Below are 20,376 nucleotides of genomic sequence, written 5' to 3' on the forward strand. Positions count from 1 at the left end.
TTCCATCACATGGTCACGATCCTTTCGTTTTTGTTCTTCACCGGACTTGTCGGTCTGATCACCTGGTGGATCACGCATCGCGACGACCACGCCTCCAGCAGCGGTTACTTTTTGGGTGGCCGCACGCTGACCTTCCCGCTGATCGCCGGATCGCTGCTGCTGACCAACCTGTCGACCGAACAGATGGTCGGACTCAACGGCGCTGCGTTTAACGACGGCCTCTGCGTGATGGTTTGGGAAGTCGTCTGCGTCGTGGCGTTGGTCTTCATGGCTTGGTTCTTCCTGCCGCGATTTTTGAAGAGCGGTGTCGCCACGGTCCCGCAGTACCTCGAGATCCGCTTCGATCACCAAACCCAAGTGATCACGAACCTGATCTTCTTGGTCGCCTATGTCGGCATCCTGCTGCCGATCATTTTGTACAGCGGAGCGACGGGGATGATCGGGATCCTGGACGTTCCGTCGATGTTAGGCGATCTGCCCGAACGGGTCGGGATGTCGACCGATTCGTTTGCGTTGTGGTTGATCGTTTGGGCAGTCGGAATCATCGGTTCGATCTACGCACTGTTCGGCGGTCTGCGAACCGTCGCGGTCTCCGACACGATCAACGGCATCGGATTGCTGATCGGCGGCTTTATGATCACCGGATACGCGTTGGCTCAGATCGGCGATGGCGACGGAGTCGCCAAAGGGGCTGAATTGCTGCTGGATCAACAGCGCGAGCGTTTCAACTCGGTCGGCGGCCCCGAATCCTCGGTCCCCTTTAGCACGATCTTCTCCGGGATCTTCCTGCTGAATCTGTTCTACTGGACCACCAACCAACAGATCATCCAGCGAACGTTTGGTGCCAGCAGCCTCGCCGAAGGACAAAAGGGGGTGCTGTTGACCGGTGCCCTGAAGTTGCTCGGCCCGCTCTATTTGGTCATCCCCGGCATGATCGCCTACCACATTTTCAGTGGCGAAGATATCAAAGCCGACCAAGCGTACGGGATGTTGGTCAACCGCGTCTTGCCGGCGCACCTGACTGGATTTTTTGCTGCCGCGATGATCGGCGCGATCTTGTCGAGCTTCAACTCTGCGCTCAACAGCTCTTGCACGCTGTTCAGTCTGGGACTGTACAAGAGCGTCCTTCGCAAGGATGCCACCGAAGCCCAAGTCGTTCGTTCGGGCAAGATCTTCGGCTGGATCGTGGCTGTGATTGCGATGGCGATCGCACCGCTGTTGGCTCAAACCGACAGCATCTTCGGCTTCCTGCAGAAGATGAACGGGATGTATTTCATTCCGATCTTTGCCGTCGTGTTGGTAGGGATGCTCTCCCGCCGCGTCCCCGCGTCAGCCGCGAAGCTCGCTCTGCTGGCGGGCTTCGGCATCATTGCGATCGGCTACTTTGTCGAACCGTTCGACAAGATCGTCGCGTCGATGCACGAGTTCCATTTCCTGGGATGCGTCTTCGCTTGGTTGGTGATCCTGATGCTGGTGATCGGCGAAATCTGGCCGCGTGAAACGGAGTTTGTGCAAGAGGATGTGGGTGCCGTCGACATGACCCCATGGCGTTTTGCGGTCCCCGCCGGCTTGGTGCTGATCGCGATCGTGCTGCTGATCTATCAACGCTTCGCCGACTTCTCGGTGCTTGTACCTTAGAAAGAGACCGGTGGAGCGACGATGGACGTTATCTGGGAAGACAATTACGCGCTGGTGGTGAACAAGCCCAATGGGCTGCTGACGACCGCCGCTCGAGGCGTCGAATCGCTGGAGATCCAGCTGCTGGAGTTTTTCAAGCAGCGGAGCGGCGAAGAGTCGCCGTACGTGGGGATGCCTCATCGCATCGACCGCCCGGTCAGCGGAGCGGTCCTGATCGGCAAGACGCGATCGGCAACGAAACAGTTCTGCGCTCAATTCCAATCGCGGAAGATCGAAAAGACTTACGTCGCGATCGTCTCTGGAACGCCCACCGAACCGACGGGGACGTGGCGCGATTGGATGCGGAAAATTTCGGACCGCGCCGAGGCGGAGATCGTCGACGCGGAGCATCCCGAAGCGAAACAAGCGATCTTGAATTATGAGCTGGTGGCCAGCGTGGGCGAACTCTCCTGCTTGCGGATCGGGCTGGAAACCGGTCGCACGCACCAGATCCGACTGCAGGCGGCGCACCGTGGATTTCCGATCGTCGGCGATAGCCTGTATGGCAGTCAAATCGATTTTGGGCCACAATCAACGGAGCCACGCAAACGCCCGATCGCTTTGCATGCCCGCCAAATCGTCTTCCGCCACCCCAAGAATGGCAAAGCCACGTCGGTGCTGGTCGACGTTCCCGAAGTCTGGCGGACGCTCGGCTTCCACGAAGTGTTAAAGGAAGGCGAGCTGTGCGGTTAATGTGATGTCGGGCTGGAGCATTGCAGCGGCTTGCGGCCGCGCGATCCGCCGTCGTCACGATCCCATCCCCACGCTTGCCTTACCCAAAACTGACGCTTCCATGGACAAACTTCGCATCGGTGCGGTCTCTTATCTGAACACCAAGCCGTTGGTCTATGGAATCCAGCAGCGGTTGCCGGGAGCGGAGGTTGTCTTCGATCTCCCCAGCCGCTTGGCCGATCAATTGCACGCCGGTCAGTTGGATGTCGCCCTGATTCCGTCGGTTGAATATTTCCGTCACGCCGACGATTACGAGATCGTTTCGGACGCCTGCATTGCTTGTCGCGGCCCCGTTTGGAGCGTGCGACTGTTGAGCCGCGTGCCGGTCCCCGAGATCAAGACGCTCGCTTTGGATGAAGGGAGTCGCACCAGCGCGGCTCTGGTCCAGGTGCTGCTGAAGCAACAGTATGGGCTGACCCCCGAACTGCATCCGCTGCCGATCGATGCCAGCCCCGATGCGCTTTCGACCGACGCCGTGTTATTGATCGGCGATCGAGCGATGCACCCGACGACGGGACTGTATCAAGAGATCTGGGACCTGGGCGATCGCTGGTGCAGTTGGAGCAAGTTGCCGTTTGTGTTTGCGATGTGGATCGGCCGCCGCGGCGCGGATCATCGCGAACTTGCCGACGCGTTGCAGCACTGCCGCGATGCCGGGATGGAGCACTTGCAACAACTGGCGACCGAACACGCGGGGACGCATGGGCTGACAGTCAGCGACTGTTTCGCGTATCTTTCCCGTTACCTCCACTTCACCCTCGGCGACGAAGAACGCCAAGGATTGGAGCTGTATCGCACCAAAGCGACCGAACTGGGGCTGATCGCTTCTTAGGCGAGAACTCAGCCGACGGCGCGGCCGCCGAATGAACGAATAACCCGATAAAATCCATTTCCTTCAACGCAACGACCAACGCAGAAGAAAGGTTCCCATGTCCAGCGGATCGACGACGCAACCTCAAACCAACACGCAAGCGATCCTCGACAAAGCGGTCGCGGGCGATCGGATTAGCTTCGAGGAAGGATTGCATCTGTTGCAGACCGACGACCTGTCGCTGGCCAAACTGGGTGCGGCTGCCGATGCGATCACTCGACGCCTGCATCCCGAGCCGTATCGAACCTACAACATCGATCGCAACATCAACTACACCAACGTCTGCACCGCGGTCTGCGATTTCTGCGCGTTCTACCGGGGCCCCAAGAGCGACGAAGGTTACGTGCTGCCCCGCGAGGAACTGCTGCAAAAAGTGGCCGAGACAGTGCAACTGGGGGGCAATCAGATCCTGATGCAAGGCGGCCTGCACCCGAAGTACAAACTGGATTGGTACGAGGAACTGCTGCAGGACATCGTCACGAACTACCCCAGCATCAACGTCCATGGATTTAGCCCTCCCGAGATCCATCACTTCACGAAGGTCAACAACCTATCGTTGCGAGAGGTCTTGAGTCGGTTGAAGGCAGCCGGACTGGGAAGCTTGCCCGGCGGCGGCGCCGAGATTTTGGTCGACCGCGTCCGGTCGGAGATCACGCGTGGCAAGGTGATGACCGACGACTGGTTGAACGTGATGCGAGTGTGGCACGAACTGGGGGGAATCAGTTCGGCCACAATGATGTTTGGGCATGTCGAAACGCTCGCCGAACGGATCGAACACCTCGACCGATTGCGGCAGGTTCAGGACGAAACGGGGGGATTCACCGCGTTCATCTGTTGGACCTTCCAACCCGAACATACCGAGATGGCTCACATCGCGCCGGCGGGATCGTTCGAATATCTGAAGATGCAAGCGGTGGCGCGGCTGTTCCTGGACAACATCCCCAACATTCAAAGCAGTTGGGTGACACAGGGTTCGAAGATCGGCCAGCTGGCGTTGCTGTACGGTGCAAACGACATGGGCAGCTTGATGATCGAAGAGAACGTCGTCGCCGAAGCGGGGACGGTTCACTACCAATCGCTGCGTCGGATTCGCGAATCGATTGAAGAGATTGGGTACCAGGCACGCCAACGCGATGTGCACTACAATCTGGTCGATCCAGAATTGGAACGCCGTGCTATCGAGGCAAACGGCGACCTTGGCCCGAAGGAACTGGTTCAATTGAGCGCATTGCAGTGAAGCGATGCGGAAACGTCGCCGCCAGCGATTTGACCGGCTGGCGCGCGACATCGGTCGATCGCAGCAAGACCGCTGCGATTGCGACCGCCGATTGATCGGGCGACATATACCTTATTCACCCCCGATCTCCCGATGATGTTCTCTTGCCCGAAATCGGCCATGCTGCCTGGCGGTGTGATTGTCGCTGCCTTGGTTGGTGCTGGCTGTTCTTCCGCTGGCCTCGAAGCCCCGGCATGCTGGTGTGCCGCGACGGCAACGCTGTGCGCGATGTGGTGGATCTTCGAAGTCCTGCCGATCGCCGCAACCGCTCTGCTGCCATTTATCGTCTTTCCCTTGACCGGCGTGCTGGATCATCGATCCGTCGCGACAGCGTATGGGCACACGATGATCCTGTTGCTGATGGGCGGTTTTCTGTTGTCGGCGGCGATGGAACGCAGCGGAGCTCACCGGCGACTGGCGATGATCATGGTCCGGGCGGTAGGAGGCCGCGGCGAGCGGCGGATCGTGCTCGGCTTCATGCTGGCCACGGCGATGCTGTCGATGTGGATCAGCAACACCGCCACGACGCTGATGATGCTGCCAATCGCGATGGCGGTGCTGGAACGTCACGCCTGCAACGGCTTGCGAGTTCCCCTGCTGTTGGGAATCGCTTATTCCGCATCGGTCGGCGGCATGGGAACGCCCGTCGGGACTCCGCCCAACGCGATGTTCATGGGCTTCTATGAAGAGAAGCTCGGCCGCTCGCTGGCCTTTGTCGACTGGATGGTCATCGCGGTGCCGATCGTCGCGATTTTGTTGCCGATCATCTGGCTGTGGCTGACCCGCAATCTGAAGTCCGACGCCATCTTCGAGATGCCCGACGTCGGCGCTTGGCGAAGTGCGGAGGTCCGTGTCCTGATCGTCTTCAGCCTGACCGCCTTGGCTTGGATCACGCGGACGACGCCGTTTGACGGTTGGTCGTATTGGATCGGAGCGACGACTCCCAACGACGCCGGTGGAATCACATCGCTGGTCGGTGATTCGACCGTCGCATTGGCGGCGACGCTGGCTCTGTTCATCATCCCTTCAGGCGGCGAGGCGAAGGGCCCGCTGTTGGACTGGGAGACGGCGGAGCGGATCCCGTGGGGCATCCTGCTGTTGTTCGGCGGCGGGCTTGCGTTGGCCAAAGGCTTCGACGCCTCGGGGCTCTCCACCGTGATCGGCGACTCGCTGGCCGGACTCGCCTCGCTGCCACCGATCCTCGTGATCGGCGGCGTCTGCTTGCTGGTCACCTTCCTGACCGAGATCACCAGCGGCACGGCGACGACAGCGCTGTTGCTGCCGATCCTGGCCAGCACGGCGATCGCCGCCGATGTGCCGGCGGAAATGATCATGATCCCGGGAACGATCAGTGCCAGTTGCGCCTTCATGCTGCCGGTCGCAACCGCTCCCAATACGATCGTCTACGGTGCCGGTGGGCTTTCGACTGGCGTGATGGCTCGCACGGGATTGGTGCTGAACCTGATCGCCGTCTGTGTCATTACAACCTTTTGTTGGTTGATGCTGTCGTAAGAGCGATCGGCGTCAGTGGCTGGGGTCGAAAATCCGCAAGACGGCTTCGCGGCTGAGCACCTGCACGCCGGGAAAGTTGCTCTCGCGCGGCCCGGCGATATTCAGCGACAGAGGTTGATACTGGTACAGCCAGCGGCGGACGCTTTCGAGCGACCAATCGACATCGATTGCGACCGCCAGCAGCGGCTTGCCCGCATCGATCGCGTAACGCTGCGTCAGCCGAGTGCCACCGCGCAGCGTGTCGCAGTAGAGGATCAGAGTGGCATCGCTGTCGAGGACGTTCTGCAGCGTGCGGTCTTTGTAACGCGGGGATGCGTGTTCGGTCAGATCGTAGCGAGCCGGGATCTGGCCGTCCTCTGACAACCGGCCGCGCGGACACCATCCGCCGTGCGGGATTCCGAGCGCGATCGCCGAATCCAACGCTCCGCGGTCCACTCCCGTTTGCCCGCCCGAAACGATGCGTTGCGGAACGTGGGAGAAGACGGCTTGGGTCATGCTTGGTACGCGGGGAAATCGAGGAAGACCTTCATCGCTCCCTCGCGTCGCGTAGCAAACATGTCGTACGCTTCTTGGATCTGATCGATTGGCATCCGATGCGATACCAACGGTTCGACATCGATCGTCCGCTCTGCAACCATCTTCATCGCCAGCGAGAAATCGATCTCAAAGCTGGGGCCGACGCTGGTGTACATCCGCAGATTCTTCCAGAACATCTCCTTCAGCTTGATCCCGTTCGCTTCGATCGGCGGCACGCCAAAAAACAGGATCTCGCCTTCGGGGCGGCATGCGGCGATGCATTCGTTGAGTACTTGTTGACGATGCCCAACCGCTTCGATCACTAGATCGGGACCGCCACCGGGCATCGAGGCCGCTTCGGCAGCCGCCTGGGCCGCGGTGCCATGGATCACCTGAGTCGCACCGCCGGCCAACGCGAGATCCAAGCGATCGCGTACCGGATCGACAACGATGATCTCCGCGGCACCAAACAACTTCAAAACGCGAACGAACAACTGTCCCATCGGTCCGGCGCCAAACAGCATCACGCGGCGGGCGAGCACCGACGGAATCCGGCGGAGCGCAAACAGAACCGTACCCAGCGGCTGAGCCAGCACGGCGGCGGCATCGCTGCAACGCGGATCGACGGCGACCGCACGGGCTTGATCGACCCAGTAGCGGCCATAGAAACCGTAGTGTTCGATCGGCACAGCGAGCACCCGATCGCCGACGGCAAACTTGTCGCCAGTCGTCTCGACGACGCGACCGATCATCTCGTGCAGCGATTGGCCGACGTGAGGCATGTAGCCGGGATTGTCGGCCTCGTAATACAGAAGGTCGCTGCCACACAGGCAGGCCAACTGAGGCTCAAACAGAATTTGACCCGCTGGGACATCCGAAGCTGTCGCGGCAGCGGGCACATCGATCAAACGAATCGAATTGGGTTGGTAGATTTCACCGGCGAGCATGCTGAGTTCCGATAGCGTTAGCGTTACCACGTTGGTAATTCAGAACGACCAGCTCGCGCGATCGAAAGCTGTCGCAATGAAAGCTCCAGCCGATCTACGGAACCAAGCGGTCAGACGGTGCTGACCACCCAACCCCAATCAAATATTGGAGCGTTGCCCAGGTACTAGGAGACCAGGCTCAAACGTTCGATCAAAATTTCGGCACCAGGGGTCAGGCGACGCAGTTTGCGAGCGATTTCCAGCTTTTCAGCGGGGCTCGCCTTTCCAGCCTTAACCGTCAGCTTGCCAACTTGCTTTCTGCGATGACGACGACGACGCAGTTCGCGTCTTCTTTCGGATCCTGACATTCTCGGAAGTCCTTGATACACATGACGTGGTTGGAGTTGCAAAAACAATGCCACAGCGTACAGGCAACAGCGTTTTAGGTCAAGAACGTCCCCTTCTCAACCTTAGCTTGAGCGGGTGAAGCTGCACCACTTCCCCCTCCGCCAAACGCAGTTTGAAGGGGAGGGTCGAACGAGCGAAGCAAAGTTCGGGGAGGTGCAGCGGTGCGAGACGCGAACCTGTCCGATACCTAGATAGTCCCTTGGATGTAGACGATGCGGGCGAAGTAGAGCAGCAGAATCGCACCGCAGAACAGCCAGATCGTTCGGCGTTGGCGACTGCGAAATTTCGCGTCGCGTGGGGACGTCGAGAAGAGCAGAGCAACCGACGTGTAAAACGGGTCGGAGCGTTTCGAGCCCGTTGCGTCGTCGAGCCGCTTGAGCGAATTGAGCGATCGCACGCCGGCGATGAACACTCCGACAGCGATCAAGGTAACGATGACTGAAATCACGATTCAACAAGTACCTGACTTTAAGAAGGTTCCGCCACCCGGGGACCGAAGCAAGCGAAGGTGGCTTGGCTGACGATTCTACACTCCCTTCGAGCGTTGCCAAACGGAACAACTTTCAAGGCGATCCCCAGCCTCCGCTCGGTTGCCTCCAACGCGCCGGGATCTATTCGGACTCCATCTCGCGGGCTTGGGCGAGTGCCGATGCGACTAATCCAGCGGGAACCGAAACCACGCCGAGGCCAATCAACAGAATGGCGAAGGTGAAGATTCGCCCGCCAGCCGTGATCGGGTAGACGTCTCCGTAGCCAACCGTTGTCAGCGTGACGACGGCCCACCAAAGGCAATGGAACACCGATGCAAAGGCCTCCGGTTGGGCAGCGTGTTCAAAGTGATAGATTCCCACCGATGCGAGATACAGCAAGATCACCGTCACGAAGAAGAACAGGATAATTTCCTCGCGCGAGATCAAGAACGCGCGGTGAAACCGTTGGATGGCTCGACTGTAGCGAACCAGTTTCAACATCCAGAACAGTCGCAGCAGCCGGAGCGCTCGAATCGAACGCAGGTCGACGCCAAACGAAAGGTAGAACGGTAAGATCGCAAGCAGGTCGACCACGCCAAAAAAGCTGGTCACGAAAGCGATCTTACGATCGGCAACCAGCAGCCGGACGAGGTATTCCACCGAAAAAACCGTGATCGATGCGATCTCGAAGAAGTGGAGCAAACGCGCCCATCCGGGGTCGAGCCCCGGCAGCGTTTCCACGCTAAAAGCAATCAGCGAGAGGATGATGAAGAACTGAATGGATAGATCGAACACGCGACCGATCGGCGTGTTGGAACGTTCGACGATGTCTTTAAGAGTGGGCACGGAAACGAGGGAGTCCTGTCGAGTGGCTTTAGTTCGAACGGAAGGTTTCGCCGACGACGTTCGTCAACATTGCCGTAAGCATGATAAGAGAAATTGATTCTACCGGCGGGACAAATCGTTGCCAGTCGAAGCAACCTTCCGAAGGGGCAAATTGCAACTTGTCGCGAACGACACGCCAGTGCTTGCAACTGATTCAGGACGTCCACAGAGGTAGGTCGCAGCCTTCACGCATGATGCGGAGCGGCGGCGACCTATATATCGGAATCACTTTTAGGGCGAGCGAAAGCCGCTCCGCATTGCATGCAGTTGGAGACCGACGCGCCGACAGTTCGAATCGCGTGACCACACTCGGGACAGACAAGTGTCTGCAGACTGAAGTACAGCGATGCGAGAAACAGCGGCCCACCAACGCCCATCGTCAGCCAAAGGTTCCCGGTGCTGATACCGTATCCTGCGACGGGAAGCCAAACGAGCCAGCCGCTGTACCACAGCAGGCGTCGCAACCACGGCGATCGACCGCTTGATCGACCCGATAATCGTTCGTCGGGGAAAGAATGGTTGGGCATTGCGGTAGTTGACGGAAAGTTATGTGGCGTTGCATCGACATCGCGAAGAGCAACCTTCTTTGTCCGTACACGGTTTAACGCGAACGCTGGTTGTACTTCTTGCGATATTTGTCAGCCAACGTTTTGTGTTTGCTCCCCAAATCAACTTTTGCACCACCGATGTAGGCGTCGGTGACATTGGATTCCGTCTGCAAGATGTCGCCGTCAACGACGATCAGCGTCGCGTCTTTGCCGACGGTGATCGAACCAACGCGATCGGCGACGCCCATGATTTCGGCGGGAGCCAAGGTGATCGCGTGGATCGCCTGATCCGCGGGCAGTCCGTAAGAGACTGCAACGGCTGCATGGTAGGGCAAATTGCGAGCGGCCGCGCCGCCGCCAGGACTTCCCGAACCAGGGCCACCGATTGCGAACCGGATCCCTGCTTTGCTGATTCGGCTGGGCAGAGTGTACGGATGATCGTAGGGATCATCGCGTCGCAGCGGCAGCCGATAGGTCGAGTGAACGATAACCGGAACGTCGTACTTCTTTAACAGCGGCGCACATTCGGGCGCATCGTAGCCACCGTAGATGATGGGGCGAATTCCACGCGCCACACAGAACGCAACGGCGGCTTCGATTTCACGGCGATCATCGGCGTCGATGATCATCGGCGACTCACCTTCCAGCACGGGAATCAGAGCTTCGAAGCGCAGATCGACAGGCGTCCAATCGGGTCTCGCAGCGCGAGCGATCGCATACCGCGCGGCGGTCTCCAAACGATCCGACAATCCTTTCAAACGCTCGTCGCGTTCTTTGGCGCGATCGGTCGAACTGCCTCTGCGGGAATCGTAGGAACGCCAGGAAACCAACATCCCCGTGTCGCCACGAAGCAACATGTCTTTGTAGGTCCATCCGTCCAACTGAATCACAGCCGATTGCCCTCGAATATTGCCTCGCTTCGGCGCGATCGACGCAAGTAGCACTCCGCCAGCCCTGGCGACAGGAATCAGCTCGCTGTCGGCGTTCACAGCAACCCACGGGCGAAGGTTCGGGTTTTCGTCACCCACTTCGTCGGTGTCGACAGTCGCTCTCACAGAACCAATTTCTGACAGCCCCACGTTCGACATCGACTCCATCAACCCCGGGTAGATGTGTTTTCCAGTGACATCGATCGATCGACACTTCGCAGGCAAAACGACTTTCTTCCCGACTTGGGTGATCTTCCCCTTCTCAAAGACCACCGTGGCATTGTTCAACGTCCCCGCGTCGACAGTATGGACCACGCCACCGACCAATGCGATCGGCGTCGTTTGAGCCGCTCCGGGAATCTGATCGTTTGCGTCGACGTTTGTCCCAGCAACCACCGCACAACCGAAGCAAGTCGCCAGCACGGATCGGATCAAAAATGAGCGTCGACAGTTATTGGACTGACTCGCACGCTCGCTGGCCTTCTTTTCAGAGTTCTTGGTCGCCGCAGGGAAGAGTGAACGGATAAGGTTTTGGTATTGCTTGCTCATCGTCGTGCCTCCGCGTGGCGGTGTACGGACTCGTTATGGTTGTGATTGTGGTGAGCGTGATCATGGTCGTCGTGACCATGACAATATTCGTCGTATCGCAACCAACGGTCTTCCTCCTCGATCTCCTTCTTGTCGGAACCGCCGCTGCCATAGTTTTTATCCAAGATCCTGGCGATCAACATCGACCGCCACTCGGCATCGCGCTTCCGAAGTCGTTGGTCGCTTTCGAGCGTAAACATCGGGCGTCCATCGACCCAGGTTTGTTCACAGCGAGATAGAGTCGACAGCGGCGGGCCGCTCCACAACACGAGATCCGCATCTTTTCCAGGCGTTATCGACCCCACGCGGTCATCGATGCGGAGCTGCTTGGCAGGATTAAGCGTGACGAATTTGAGTGCCTCTTCCTCCGAAACGCCACCATATTTGACCGCTTTGGCAGCTTCGGTATTGAGATGGCGAGCCAGCTCGCGATCGTCGCTGTTGAACGACACGACGATACCTTCATCGTGCATAATCGCTCCGTTGTAAGGAACCGCATCGTAGACCTCGAACTTGTAGGCCCACCAATCCGAAAACGCCGAAGCCATGGCGCCATGCTCACGCAATCGATCCGCAACCTTGTAGCCTTCCAGCACATGTTGCAACGTTCCGATCGTGATATCGAATTGATCCAGCAAGTCGAGGAATGCCACGATTTCATCTTGGCGATAACTGTGGCAATGAATCCACCGCTGACCGTTCAAGATTTCCACGATCGCTTCCAGCTCGAAATCGCGACGCAGAGGTAATCCGTCGCGTTGCCCGGCCTGCCACCGCCGCTGTTGTTCACTGTATTCCTTGGCAGCTTGGAATCGATCGCGGAACAACTGCTCCACCCCCATCCGGCTCGACGGGTATCGGGTTTGAGCCGCGGAGCGATTGCTCTGCTTGACGTTTTCACCCAATGCGAATTTGATCCCGGCAGGTGCGGAAGCCATCTTCATCGCCTGCATCGAATCGCCCCAACGCAGTTTGATGACTTGGTTTTGCCCGCCGATCGGATTCGCCGATCCGTGCAAGATGTTGCTGCTAGTCACTCCGCCAGCAAGCTGTCGATAGATATTGATGTCGGAATTGTCGATAAAGTCGGCGACTCGTACTTCGGCCGTCACCGCTTGTCCCGACTCGTTGATTCCACCATCGGTTCCCATGTGCGAGTGGCAATCGATCAAACCGGGCGACAGGTGCTTGCCCGTTGCATCGACCACGCGGCAACCCTCGGGGACCTCGAGAGCGTTCCCCACCGAATCGATTTTGCCATCGATGACCAACACGTCGGCATGGTTCAACACGCCTTGATCGCCACACGTCCAAACGGTCGCATTTCGAAACAGCACCATCGGTTCCACCGGGACCGCGCCCGTCACTCCAAAGCCGCCCAGCGGGTAATTGACAGTAATTGCGTCGAGAGGACTGGCGTCATCGGATACCGGTTCGGATCCGTTGTCGCTCTTCTCGCCATCATCTCCTTCGTCGTCGGCGGTCTTGGTGTCAGGCGTTGTTTTCTTTTGCTTGGCACGCTTCCACTTCAAGTCTTGCGTTTCGCCATCGGGCAGCGAAAGCGTGGAGAATACGGAAATCAAATCCTCCTCCTCAACGGTGATCATGGTGATTCGAGAAGGTCCCGCGGGCAGCTTGCTGTCCGCTTGAGAAAGGTCGACCCAGGCAGTCATCCGATCGACAGCGCGAGCGATTTTTTTGAGCTCCGCCGTCGCGTTCTCCTTCTTGGATTGGTCGGCCGCCGGTTTATCATCCGATTCTTCGACTTCCGCATCCGATGGTTTCGACTTGCTGCGATGTGAAATGTTCCCCGACCATTTGCCCTTCTTCCTCGCCAAGTGCAACTCGACAGGCACTCCCTTGCGGCCGATCTTAATCTTCGTCGTCCAATCTCCGATCAAAAGATCCGGTGTATTCGGTCCATTGGCGGAGAACTCGAAACGCTCCCCTGCGACCCACGTTTCAAGCACACGCGTTTCGTCTTCGAACAGTTCGCCATCGGTCACGATCAGATTGGCGAGTCCGCCGACTTGAATCGCTCCACACGTTTCGTCGATGCCCAGCCACTTGGCTGGCGTGGTTGTCAGCGACGCCAGCGCCACTTCGGGCGAAAGCCCGCGACGGACTGCCACGCGTATGTTCTTCAGAAACGACTTGGGATCGCTCAAACCATCGGACGTCAAACAAAACGTTGCACCGGCCTGTTCCAGACGCAGCGGATTCTCCGGTGCAAAGTGCCAGTGCAGCAGGTCACGCAGTTCGATGTCAGCAGCTTGGGCTTCGGAAGAGACATCGGGAGCAGTGGGGAAATTGACAGGAACCAGCAACATTCTTCCGCTGGCCGCTATCGCATCGAGATCGCGATATTCACGCCCCGAACCTCGCAGCGTCATATTTAATGCAAACTCGTTGGCCAACTCTTCAGCCCGCACCGCCATGCGTTCGTTGGGAGCGTCGACGATAAATCGGCCACCACGCATTTCATCAGCTAACGTTGCGAGTGCATCGTTGCGCTCCGGGCGGGGAAGCGTCGGTTTGGACCGATACGCTTCCCAAGCCTTGGTGTACCAATCGGCATCGGAAAACGTCTGTCGCAAAAGCGCGACGGCTCCCATCGGTGAATTTGGATAGCTGTCGCGACGGCGATCTCTTGGGACAGTTAGTTGCAGATGTTGTGCGACGGCGTCGTCGATCAGGGTCGCCCCCGATTTTTTGTCGAGCATCACCAAACTGCTGCGGCCTTTGACGATCGCTCCTCTGGGAGCGAGCAACCGCATCGCCACGCCTTGAGAACGGTACTCGGAGATATTGGAAATCTCATCGATCCCATCGGCCGCCGATCGACGCGGCAGGACGTAGCCATTCCAGTGGCCGGTGCCGTTGGATTGCGGCGGAGCGACAGCGATCTCGCCAAACGCGTCGATCAAACCGGCGTAGATCGATTTGTCGGAACAGTCGATCACATGCGCGCCGGGCGGCGGTTGGATGTCGCTTCCGACCGCAACGATCGACTTGCCACGGATCAAGATCGACGCCGAAGGAATCACCTGGCCTGGGCGGATTACAACACGGCCATCTTTCAGGAACACGGTGTCGGGCGGATTCTCGCGCAAACCGACAACCGGGCGTGTATCCGCCGGATCCTGTGCGAGGCATAGCGACTGACCGGCAAGCACCAGCAAGAAAACGACACATCGGGCGACGCGGAGCGTCCTCGTTTCGCAAAGCAACATGATTCTTTCAGCGTGGCGAATTTTGGTTGGACTACGAACCTAACAGAATACTTGATCGAGGACCGGACGTCAGAAAGAAGCTTGGGGTTTCCCGTGCCGAGACAACTTGCCACAACAAAACCTGCAGCAAGAGACGGGCACAATGAGAGAGTCGCCTTGGCTCAAATGAATGGGCTGGCGGCTAAGCAAACCCTTTTTGGGAAGCGCTAAATCCGCGGGATTTGCTGGCCGCAGGACGAATACCTTGCCGGAGGAACGAAACTTAGGACTCTAAGCGTGGTTCATAGATTGGCGAGCCAAAGGTTCCAGCTTCCAGAGTGCTTTTCAGGCGGGGGAGCAAGGAATCGGCGGCCAGGCGAGGCCGGAGGCATTCGAATTCCCACGGTACACAACCCAAAAGGCTTCCGCGATGAGATTCGCATTTGGATTAGGACTGATCCTGCTTACGACAATTTCTTCCGCATCGGGAGAAACGCGTTCCAGCAGAGACGAAAAAAAATAGCAAAGCCTTACGGAGTGTTTTCGTCGAAAGTCACTCCAAAGTCAGCAATTCATCCGTTGTGCAAAGGCCTGCTGCTCAGGACGTCGTGGAGCAAGCTGGAACCACAGCAGGGACGCTATGACTTTTCTGACATCGATCGCCAGATCGAAATGGCCACTCGAGGAAACAGGAATGCAGAGTCCTTAGCGTTCAGCCTTGCCATCTCTGCGGGGCTCGGTGGAAGCGCGCAAGGCCCCAATTATCCCGCCTGGCTGATCGACGAGGGGGTTGAAACGATGCCGATCCAGTTCCGCGGGAAAGAGGGGCTTGTTCCCAAAATGTGGGACCCTCGGTTTCAAAAGAGGCTAAAAGAACTGGCCGATGCGGTGAGCCAAAAATTTGCGAACGACAACCGGCTCCAACTTGTCTACGTCCCTCAAGCGACAGCCAACGGAGTGGAAGGGCATTTCAACGGCACCTCCTATGCCGTACTAACAAGAAGCGGTCTTACCGCCGATGTCTGGGTAGGTGCTGTGAAACAAGCGGCGATGGCATTTGCCGACGCGTTTGACACGTGTGCCATTGCGGTCGAGGTGCATGAAGTTCTGGGATCGCCCGAAATCCCCATGCGGATCTTAACCGAGCTAAACCAAGACCCAAGATATGGAGACCAAATCGGCGCCGGGATGTGGTGGATCTCGGGTGGAACAAGGTATCAGCCCGCTCTGGTTCGGGCGTTGAAGAACTATCCGGGAGATATCTACGGACAGATTATAGGCAACTCATCTCAACCCTATCGTTTTGGAGACAAATCGGGAGACTTCACCACCGTCTACCGCCAAGCAATCGAATTGGAGGTCAGGTATCTGGAGGCCTGGAACTTTGAGTTTGACTTCAATACTCAAGATCAAAACATCGAGAACTTCAACAAATACGCGCATGAAAAGTATGCCATGGGGATCGCCAATCCACGCACCCCGTCGTTCGTCAAGCCGAAGGTCACGACACAAGGATTCCGAAGGCTACGCCAACGACCGCAGCGATGAGCCTCGCGCGGAATCCTTTCCCTCACCGTCGTCGGAACAAGCCTAGCCGGCTATCGCGAAACAGTTTGCAACAAACCGCTCGACGCGCGAGCGTGGGCGGCCACACATTGTTGGCGGTCAATCGGTTTTCAATCGCTCCTTCCAAAATCCGGGCTTCCGCCTGCCGTGAGCAACGGCCAAGATTTCTATCCGATCCGTTGCCACACGATAGACAATGACGTACGGGAAGCGTTTCATCAGGTAGCGATGCATTCCCAGCAAATAGCTTTCCCAGCGATCGGGATTATCCTCAATCGCACGCCCCGCATTTTGGAGCTCATCGTGAAACGTGTGGGCGACCCGTTGGCTGCGCTCAGCGTACCAGTCGTATGCTTCCAGAGCTTCCAGACGAGCATCTGGATGAAATTCCAGTGGTAGTTTAGCCATGCCGCCGGTCACGCATTTCACGCATCACGTCATCCCAGGGGATGAGATTCACCTGACCATTGTCAATCGACTCGACACGGCGTTGTATCTCCGCAGCCCACGCGGCGTCGGCATCCTCGTCGCTTTCCGCATCAAGGCTGTGGATGAGTGACGCAGCGATTTCGGCGCGATCAGATTCCGGCAACGACAAAGCGGATTCCAAGAGCTGCTGAGATTGAGTGTTCATATCTAAAGTATCACAGAGAAGCGGGGAATCGACAAGCTTGAACCTCTAACGGCATGGTTGTGCGACACCGCCCTGAACTAAGCGAGCGATGTGTGAAAGTACGAGAGATTGTACCAATGCGATGGCCCATTGCCAAAGAGCCCTGGTGTGCCGAAGGCCCAGCGCAAAAAACATGTTGTCCGCTGATCTCACATCGACGCGGCTTTGACGTCGCGGAGAATTGCATCGCGTTGAGGCAGGCAGGCGATCAATGCCAAGACCAGCATGGCCACCGGGGCAATGACGATCCACGATCGGTGGTGATCCACAAATACGTGGGACAGCTCCACGGTAAATGACACGAAGCCGATCACGGAAAGGATGATGCCGAGCATGCCCGTGCGAATACGGCCTCTGCGAGATGCCATCGTAAAACCGATGCCCCCAAATGCAAACGCAATGAGGTAGGTTAGCGCTACGGCCGTCGAGTAGTCCGAAACATAGGGCGTTCCAAAACCGGAGCGAAACGAGTAGCTGTAGAATGACCACTGAAGAGAGTTGCCCCCAAGCGGTGCCGTGATAGCGGTGAAAGCAGTCGAAGCGAGCAGGATTAATGCGGCATGGATCGCGAGGACTATTCGCATCAAGAAGGTTCCAGTGGTTAGTTATTCAGGTGTAATTCGGACTATTGGTGCTGATCTAGGGAGGGTTCTTGTCGATAACGGAATGGTTTTGCGACACCGGCGCAACCGTAGCGAAGTTGGATTGATTTAGATTGCATTGTATAATGGCTGCGAGGTCAGCACCACGTCGAAGGTGTGCCCGAAGGGCCTCTGTGTAAAAAGCATGTTATGTGTCCCGGCCCATTGGAGTGAAGTCATGAATCTCAATCTGCCGAGCGAAGTCAACGATTTCGTGAAAGGTCTTGTCGCCGAAGGAAGATTCACCTCAGAGGAGGATGCCATTGTCGAGGGCGTAAAGCTGCTGATGGGACGCGAACAATTGCGCGGTGAGATTCAAAAGGGTATCAAGCAACTGGATGCCGGTGAATTCTACGATGAAGAAACCGTGTTCAATGAGGTCGAAGCGGAGATTGCTAAGGTAGAAGCCGAACAGCAAGGAAGCTGAAAACATGCCGAGACTTCGGTATTCTGCGGAATCGAAAGAAGACCTCAAGCTGATCGCTCGATTCATCGCACGCGACAAACCGGTAGCCGCCCGACAATGGGTGCAGAAGCTGCGCGAGAAATGTCGTTTGATAGCCAAACATCCTGATGTGGGCGACGCGCGTCCGGAATTCGGCGATGACATTCGATCCACGTACGTTGGCAGCTACGTGATAGTCTTTCGGCGAGTCGAAGGATTCTTGGAGATTGTCCGCGTCATTCGAGGCGATGTTGACGAACCGCAAATCTAGGGGCACACAACGGGAGGTTTGGGCGACGCCTTGTTTGCCGGATAAACACGCTTTGCGTCGAATCTAGATCAATGATACATCCGTATGGCATTGCACTACAAAGGCGTCCACCGATTGCGTGCTGGGCGGTCGATGCGGTTGACGACCGTGAGTGGCTTTGTGCGAATGCAAAGTATTCCAGTCAGGCGGCCCTTCGGAAAAAAACATGTTAGCCACCGCTACGCTGCGTTGATCCACCATTCCGCTGGATGAGATTCAGGCACTGAAGCAACGTTGTCCGCGTGGAATTCAGTTAGCGCGATCAAATAGTCGAGGTGAAAAGAAACCATCCGCTTCAGGCCACCATCTGGCTTGCCACGACCGATGTAGCTGACGCGGGCGTTGTGCTGGGATGGCGGATAGTGAGTGATGTTAACGTGTGGAGCGTATTGATGCGCATAGCCGCATCGAAGCCAACCGTAGATCAATGTAGCGTAGGAGCACGACTTGCAGTCGCGAATGGAAACATTCGGGTAGCTGGAACGGCACGCAGCCAAATCGAGGTCGATTTCGTCGCCGCGAAAGATGCGTGTGGACTGGCCTCCCGGGCCATATGGAGTGTCAGATTCGTCAACGTGCCCATTAACGATCAAGGCTGGAACGCAAATCCAGTCGGCATGCATGTCCACTGGAGAACACCGAACTAGAAGTTCGATGAAGCGAGCACGATCAATACCACGACCGGGCCACCGTTCTGCGGCGCAAGCGGAAAGGACAGAGCAAAGGATCAGGCCGATATCTGCGTGTGCAATTTCAATGTCAGATTGAAGAAGCTCTCGAACGAGCCGAATGCGATCGAGCAGAAATTCACGCATAGGTTCTACGGCGAGCGGCTAACGGTTGGCATGGCCGTCACTGACCGTGCCGAAGGAGAAAACGGTTGAACTACGATTGATTGTATTACGCCGCCGCCCGTTGCACTACGCCGAAGGTGACTCCGATCTGAGGTCGTGCCTTGTTGCGCGTGAACGTCATTGCAAGTAGCGCTCGATATCCATCGCGCCGTGGAAGATGCCGAGAATCTCGACGCGTTGTTCATTGACAATCAGGTAAGCAATGCGGTAGTGCCCGTAGAGTGTTTCGCGGACTTCCCGATCGACAATTGGCTCGTAGCGTTGCCCCCAAACGTGGATGGGCCCGCAGCAGTTGGATCTTCTCATAGATGCCGGACACGACCTTGTGGGCGGCAGTTGGATTGTCGGGCGCAATGTAGTCGTGGATGTCTTCAACGCAATTGGAGGCCTCGAGCGTCCAGACTATTTCTGCCACGAGTCAATTCTCCGCTTGATCTCATCGTCGGTTACGGTTCGCCCAGCATCTGAGTCGTCGAGGCCGCGCTGAACCATGCGAGCAAAGGCAAGTTCACGAAGGATCTCGTCGTAAGTGCTGTCTTCGGGCTGCCGTCCAATGATGTCAATCATGGCTTCTTTTGCAGAGGACATGGAAAGCTCCAGGGTCTTGTTCGCTCAACGGAAGGAGTTTACGACACCGCCCTAAACGAAGCGAACGATATCTGAACCACGAGAAATTGTACCAATGCCGGCTCGCGTGACCAACCAAGGAAGGTGTGCCGAAGGCCTAGCGTAAAAACCATGTTAGGAGGCGGTTTGCTGAGCCTACTGGCTAAACGCGAGCGACATCGCGGCTCCCATCCGATACTCAGTTGGGGCTTTGCCTGATTTGTTCTTCGAGTTTGGGTCAGCACCATGTGCTAACAACGACTGGACAATTGAAACAGCCACATCCGCTTTTCCTGCGGTCGCAGGCGCACCTGAGTTTGTGACGGCCCGATGGAGTGGCGTTGACTGAGACCTTCGGTCGGCTGCGTTGACATCCGCCCCCGCAGCTATGAGGAGTTCAACTGCGTTAAGGCTGCGAAACCGAACGGCACGATGCAGAGGTGTTACCCCATTCTTGTCGGTTTCGTTTACGGAAATGCCAGAAGCAATCAAGAACTGAATCACCGCAGTTTGCGTCTCCGGCGAAGGGTCATGGGCTGAGCAAGCAGCCAGCATGCACCCAGATAGATCGTGGTTTTTGGACGCGGATTTTCGCAAATCATCAAGCCGCAACTCAAACGCGTGTTTTTGCACATCATTCACTAGCGTCGCCGAACGGGTTTATGTGCGACGGACTGTCGCATATGCAGGTTGCATATGCGACAGGTTAGACGGCACGTTGGTGGGGTGCA

23 protein-coding genes and 1 pseudogene are annotated in these 20,376 nt (G+C 57.3%); 8 read left to right on the top strand and 16 right to left on the bottom strand.

Annotated features, from left to right (window positions below):
• Positions 1-9: 9 nt before the first annotated feature.
• The 5 genes from CA51_RS17080 to CA51_RS17100 all read left to right on the top strand — a co-directional run bounded on the left by CA51_RS17080 (position 10) and on the right by CA51_RS17100 (position 6,068).
• Positions 10-1,638, top strand: coding sequence for a solute:sodium symporter family transporter (locus CA51_RS17080; protein ID WP_145122438.1), 1,629 nt, complete (start codon positions 10-12; stop codon positions 1,636-1,638).
• Between the two features lie 21 nt (positions 1,639-1,659).
• Positions 1,660-2,370 (top strand): RluA family pseudouridine synthase, encoded by a 711-nt coding sequence (locus CA51_RS17085; RefSeq protein ID WP_145122439.1) that lies wholly within the window; start codon positions 1,660-1,662, stop codon positions 2,368-2,370.
• 100 nt (positions 2,371-2,470) lie between these two features.
• Entirely contained in the window at positions 2,471-3,241 is a 771-nt protein-coding gene (locus tag CA51_RS17090; protein WP_145122440.1) for a menaquinone biosynthetic enzyme MqnA/MqnD family protein, read from the top strand.
• Between the two features lie 97 nt (positions 3,242-3,338).
• The gene (gene mqnC / locus CA51_RS17095; RefSeq protein ID WP_145122441.1) at positions 3,339-4,517 is read left to right on the top strand and encodes a cyclic dehypoxanthinyl futalosine synthase; all 1,179 of its coding nucleotides are present in this window, start codon (positions 3,339-3,341) and stop codon (positions 4,515-4,517) included.
• Positions 4,518-4,649: 132 nt separating this feature from the next.
• Positions 4,650-6,068: an SLC13 family permease gene (locus CA51_RS17100; RefSeq protein ID WP_231745752.1), complete on the top strand. Its 1,419-nt coding sequence runs from the start codon at positions 4,650-4,652 to the stop codon at positions 6,066-6,068.
• A 12-nt stretch (positions 6,069-6,080) separates the two neighbouring features.
• On the opposite strand, the gene CA51_RS17105 is transcribed toward CA51_RS17100, so the two are convergent.
• The 8 genes from CA51_RS17105 to CA51_RS17140 all read right to left on the bottom strand — a co-directional run bounded on the left by CA51_RS17105 (position 6,081) and on the right by CA51_RS17140 (position 14,571).
• Positions 6,081-6,563 carry a putative molybdenum carrier protein gene (locus tag CA51_RS17105; RefSeq protein ID WP_145122442.1) on the bottom strand — a complete coding sequence of 161 codons (483 nt, stop codon included), beginning with the start codon at positions 6,561-6,563 and terminating at the stop codon, positions 6,081-6,083.
• A complete protein-coding gene (locus tag CA51_RS17110) occupies positions 6,560-7,561 on the bottom strand; it encodes a zinc-dependent alcohol dehydrogenase (RefSeq protein WP_145122443.1) in 1,002 nt (333 codons plus the stop codon). The genes CA51_RS17105 and CA51_RS17110 overlap by 4 nt, the downstream gene beginning before the upstream one ends.
• 134 nt (positions 7,562-7,695) lie before the next feature.
• Positions 7,696-7,878: a DUF6800 family protein gene (locus CA51_RS17115; protein WP_145122444.1), complete on the bottom strand. Its 183-nt coding sequence runs from the start codon at positions 7,876-7,878 to the stop codon at positions 7,696-7,698.
• A 227-nt stretch (positions 7,879-8,105) separates the two neighbouring features.
• Positions 8,106-8,366, bottom strand: a complete 261-nt coding sequence (locus CA51_RS17120) for a hypothetical protein (protein WP_145122445.1) — start codon at positions 8,364-8,366, stop codon at positions 8,106-8,108.
• Positions 8,367-8,529: 163 nt separating this feature from the next.
• Positions 8,530-9,234 carry an ion transporter gene (locus CA51_RS17125; protein WP_145122446.1) on the bottom strand — a complete coding sequence of 235 codons (705 nt, stop codon included), beginning with the start codon at positions 9,232-9,234 and terminating at the stop codon, positions 8,530-8,532.
• A 251-nt stretch (positions 9,235-9,485) separates the two neighbouring features.
• Positions 9,486-9,737 (bottom strand): hypothetical protein, encoded by a 252-nt coding sequence (locus tag CA51_RS17130; RefSeq protein ID WP_231745753.1) that lies wholly within the window; start codon positions 9,735-9,737, stop codon positions 9,486-9,488.
• A 137-nt stretch (positions 9,738-9,874) separates the two neighbouring features.
• Positions 9,875-11,299, bottom strand: a complete 1,425-nt coding sequence (locus CA51_RS17135) for an amidohydrolase family protein (RefSeq protein WP_145122448.1) — start codon at positions 11,297-11,299, stop codon at positions 9,875-9,877.
• On the bottom strand, positions 11,296-14,571 hold the full coding sequence (locus CA51_RS17140) for an amidohydrolase family protein (RefSeq protein ID WP_145122449.1): 3,276 nt from the start codon (positions 14,569-14,571) through the stop codon (positions 11,296-11,298). The genes CA51_RS17135 and CA51_RS17140 overlap by 4 nt, the downstream gene beginning before the upstream one ends.
• 276 nt (positions 14,572-14,847) lie before the next feature.
• Here CA51_RS17140 and CA51_RS17145 point away from each other — a divergent pair, with 276 nt between their 5' ends.
• Positions 14,848-16,098, top strand: coding sequence for a beta-galactosidase (locus tag CA51_RS17145; protein ID WP_197451251.1), 1,251 nt, complete (start codon positions 14,848-14,850; stop codon positions 16,096-16,098).
• 117 nt (positions 16,099-16,215) lie between these two features.
• Here the strand turns inward: CA51_RS17145 and CA51_RS17150 are convergent, their stop codons facing one another.
• The 3 genes from CA51_RS17150 to CA51_RS17160 all read right to left on the bottom strand — a co-directional run bounded on the left by CA51_RS17150 (position 16,216) and on the right by CA51_RS17160 (position 17,373).
• Positions 16,216-16,545: a type II toxin-antitoxin system RelE/ParE family toxin gene (locus CA51_RS17150; protein ID WP_197451252.1), complete on the bottom strand. Its 330-nt coding sequence runs from the start codon at positions 16,543-16,545 to the stop codon at positions 16,216-16,218.
• Positions 16,517-16,750, bottom strand: coding sequence for an addiction module protein (locus CA51_RS17155; protein ID WP_145122452.1), 234 nt, complete (start codon positions 16,748-16,750; stop codon positions 16,517-16,519). Before CA51_RS17155 ends, CA51_RS17150 begins: the two co-directional genes overlap by 29 nt.
• Before the next feature lie 188 nt (positions 16,751-16,938).
• Positions 16,939-17,373, bottom strand: coding sequence for a hypothetical protein (locus CA51_RS17160; protein ID WP_145122453.1), 435 nt, complete (start codon positions 17,371-17,373; stop codon positions 16,939-16,941).
• A 235-nt stretch (positions 17,374-17,608) separates the two neighbouring features.
• Between CA51_RS17160 and CA51_RS17165 the strand changes: the two genes are divergently transcribed.
• Together CA51_RS17165 and CA51_RS17170 are read left to right on the top strand one after the other, a co-directional pair.
• Entirely contained in the window at positions 17,609-17,857 is a 249-nt protein-coding gene (locus CA51_RS17165; protein ID WP_145122454.1) for a ribbon-helix-helix domain-containing protein, read from the top strand.
• A gap of 4 nt (positions 17,858-17,861) precedes the next feature.
• A complete protein-coding gene (locus CA51_RS17170) occupies positions 17,862-18,146 on the top strand; it encodes a type II toxin-antitoxin system RelE/ParE family toxin (RefSeq protein ID WP_145122455.1) in 285 nt (94 codons plus the stop codon).
• A gap of 218 nt (positions 18,147-18,364) precedes the next feature.
• On the opposite strand, the gene CA51_RS17175 is transcribed toward CA51_RS17170, so the two are convergent.
• From CA51_RS17175 to CA51_RS17190, 5 genes and pseudogenes are all read right to left on the bottom strand, one after another.
• Entirely contained in the window at positions 18,365-19,000 is a 636-nt protein-coding gene (locus CA51_RS17175) for a hypothetical protein (protein ID WP_145122456.1), read from the bottom strand.
• A gap of 156 nt (positions 19,001-19,156) precedes the next feature.
• On the bottom strand, positions 19,157-19,345 hold the full coding sequence (locus tag CA51_RS17180; RefSeq protein WP_231745754.1) for a type II toxin-antitoxin system RelE/ParE family toxin: 189 nt from the start codon (positions 19,343-19,345) through the stop codon (positions 19,157-19,159).
• 7 nt (positions 19,346-19,352) lie between these two features.
• Positions 19,353-19,454 (bottom strand): annotated as a pseudogene (locus CA51_RS26530) (hypothetical protein); the annotation flags it as partial.
• Positions 19,442-19,627, bottom strand: coding sequence for a hypothetical protein (locus CA51_RS17185; RefSeq protein ID WP_145122457.1), 186 nt, complete (start codon positions 19,625-19,627; stop codon positions 19,442-19,444). The gene CA51_RS17185 and the pseudogene CA51_RS26530, both read right to left, overlap by 13 nt.
• Before the next feature lie 174 nt (positions 19,628-19,801).
• Positions 19,802-20,287 carry an ankyrin repeat domain-containing protein gene (locus CA51_RS17190; protein ID WP_145122458.1) on the bottom strand — a complete coding sequence of 162 codons (486 nt, stop codon included), beginning with the start codon at positions 20,285-20,287 and terminating at the stop codon, positions 19,802-19,804.
• Positions 20,288-20,376: the final 89 nt, after the last annotated feature.

Origin of the sequence: Rosistilla oblonga (assembly GCF_007751715.1) — a bacterium.
Taxonomy (GTDB): Bacteria; Planctomycetota; Planctomycetia; order Pirellulales; family Pirellulaceae; genus Rosistilla; species Rosistilla oblonga.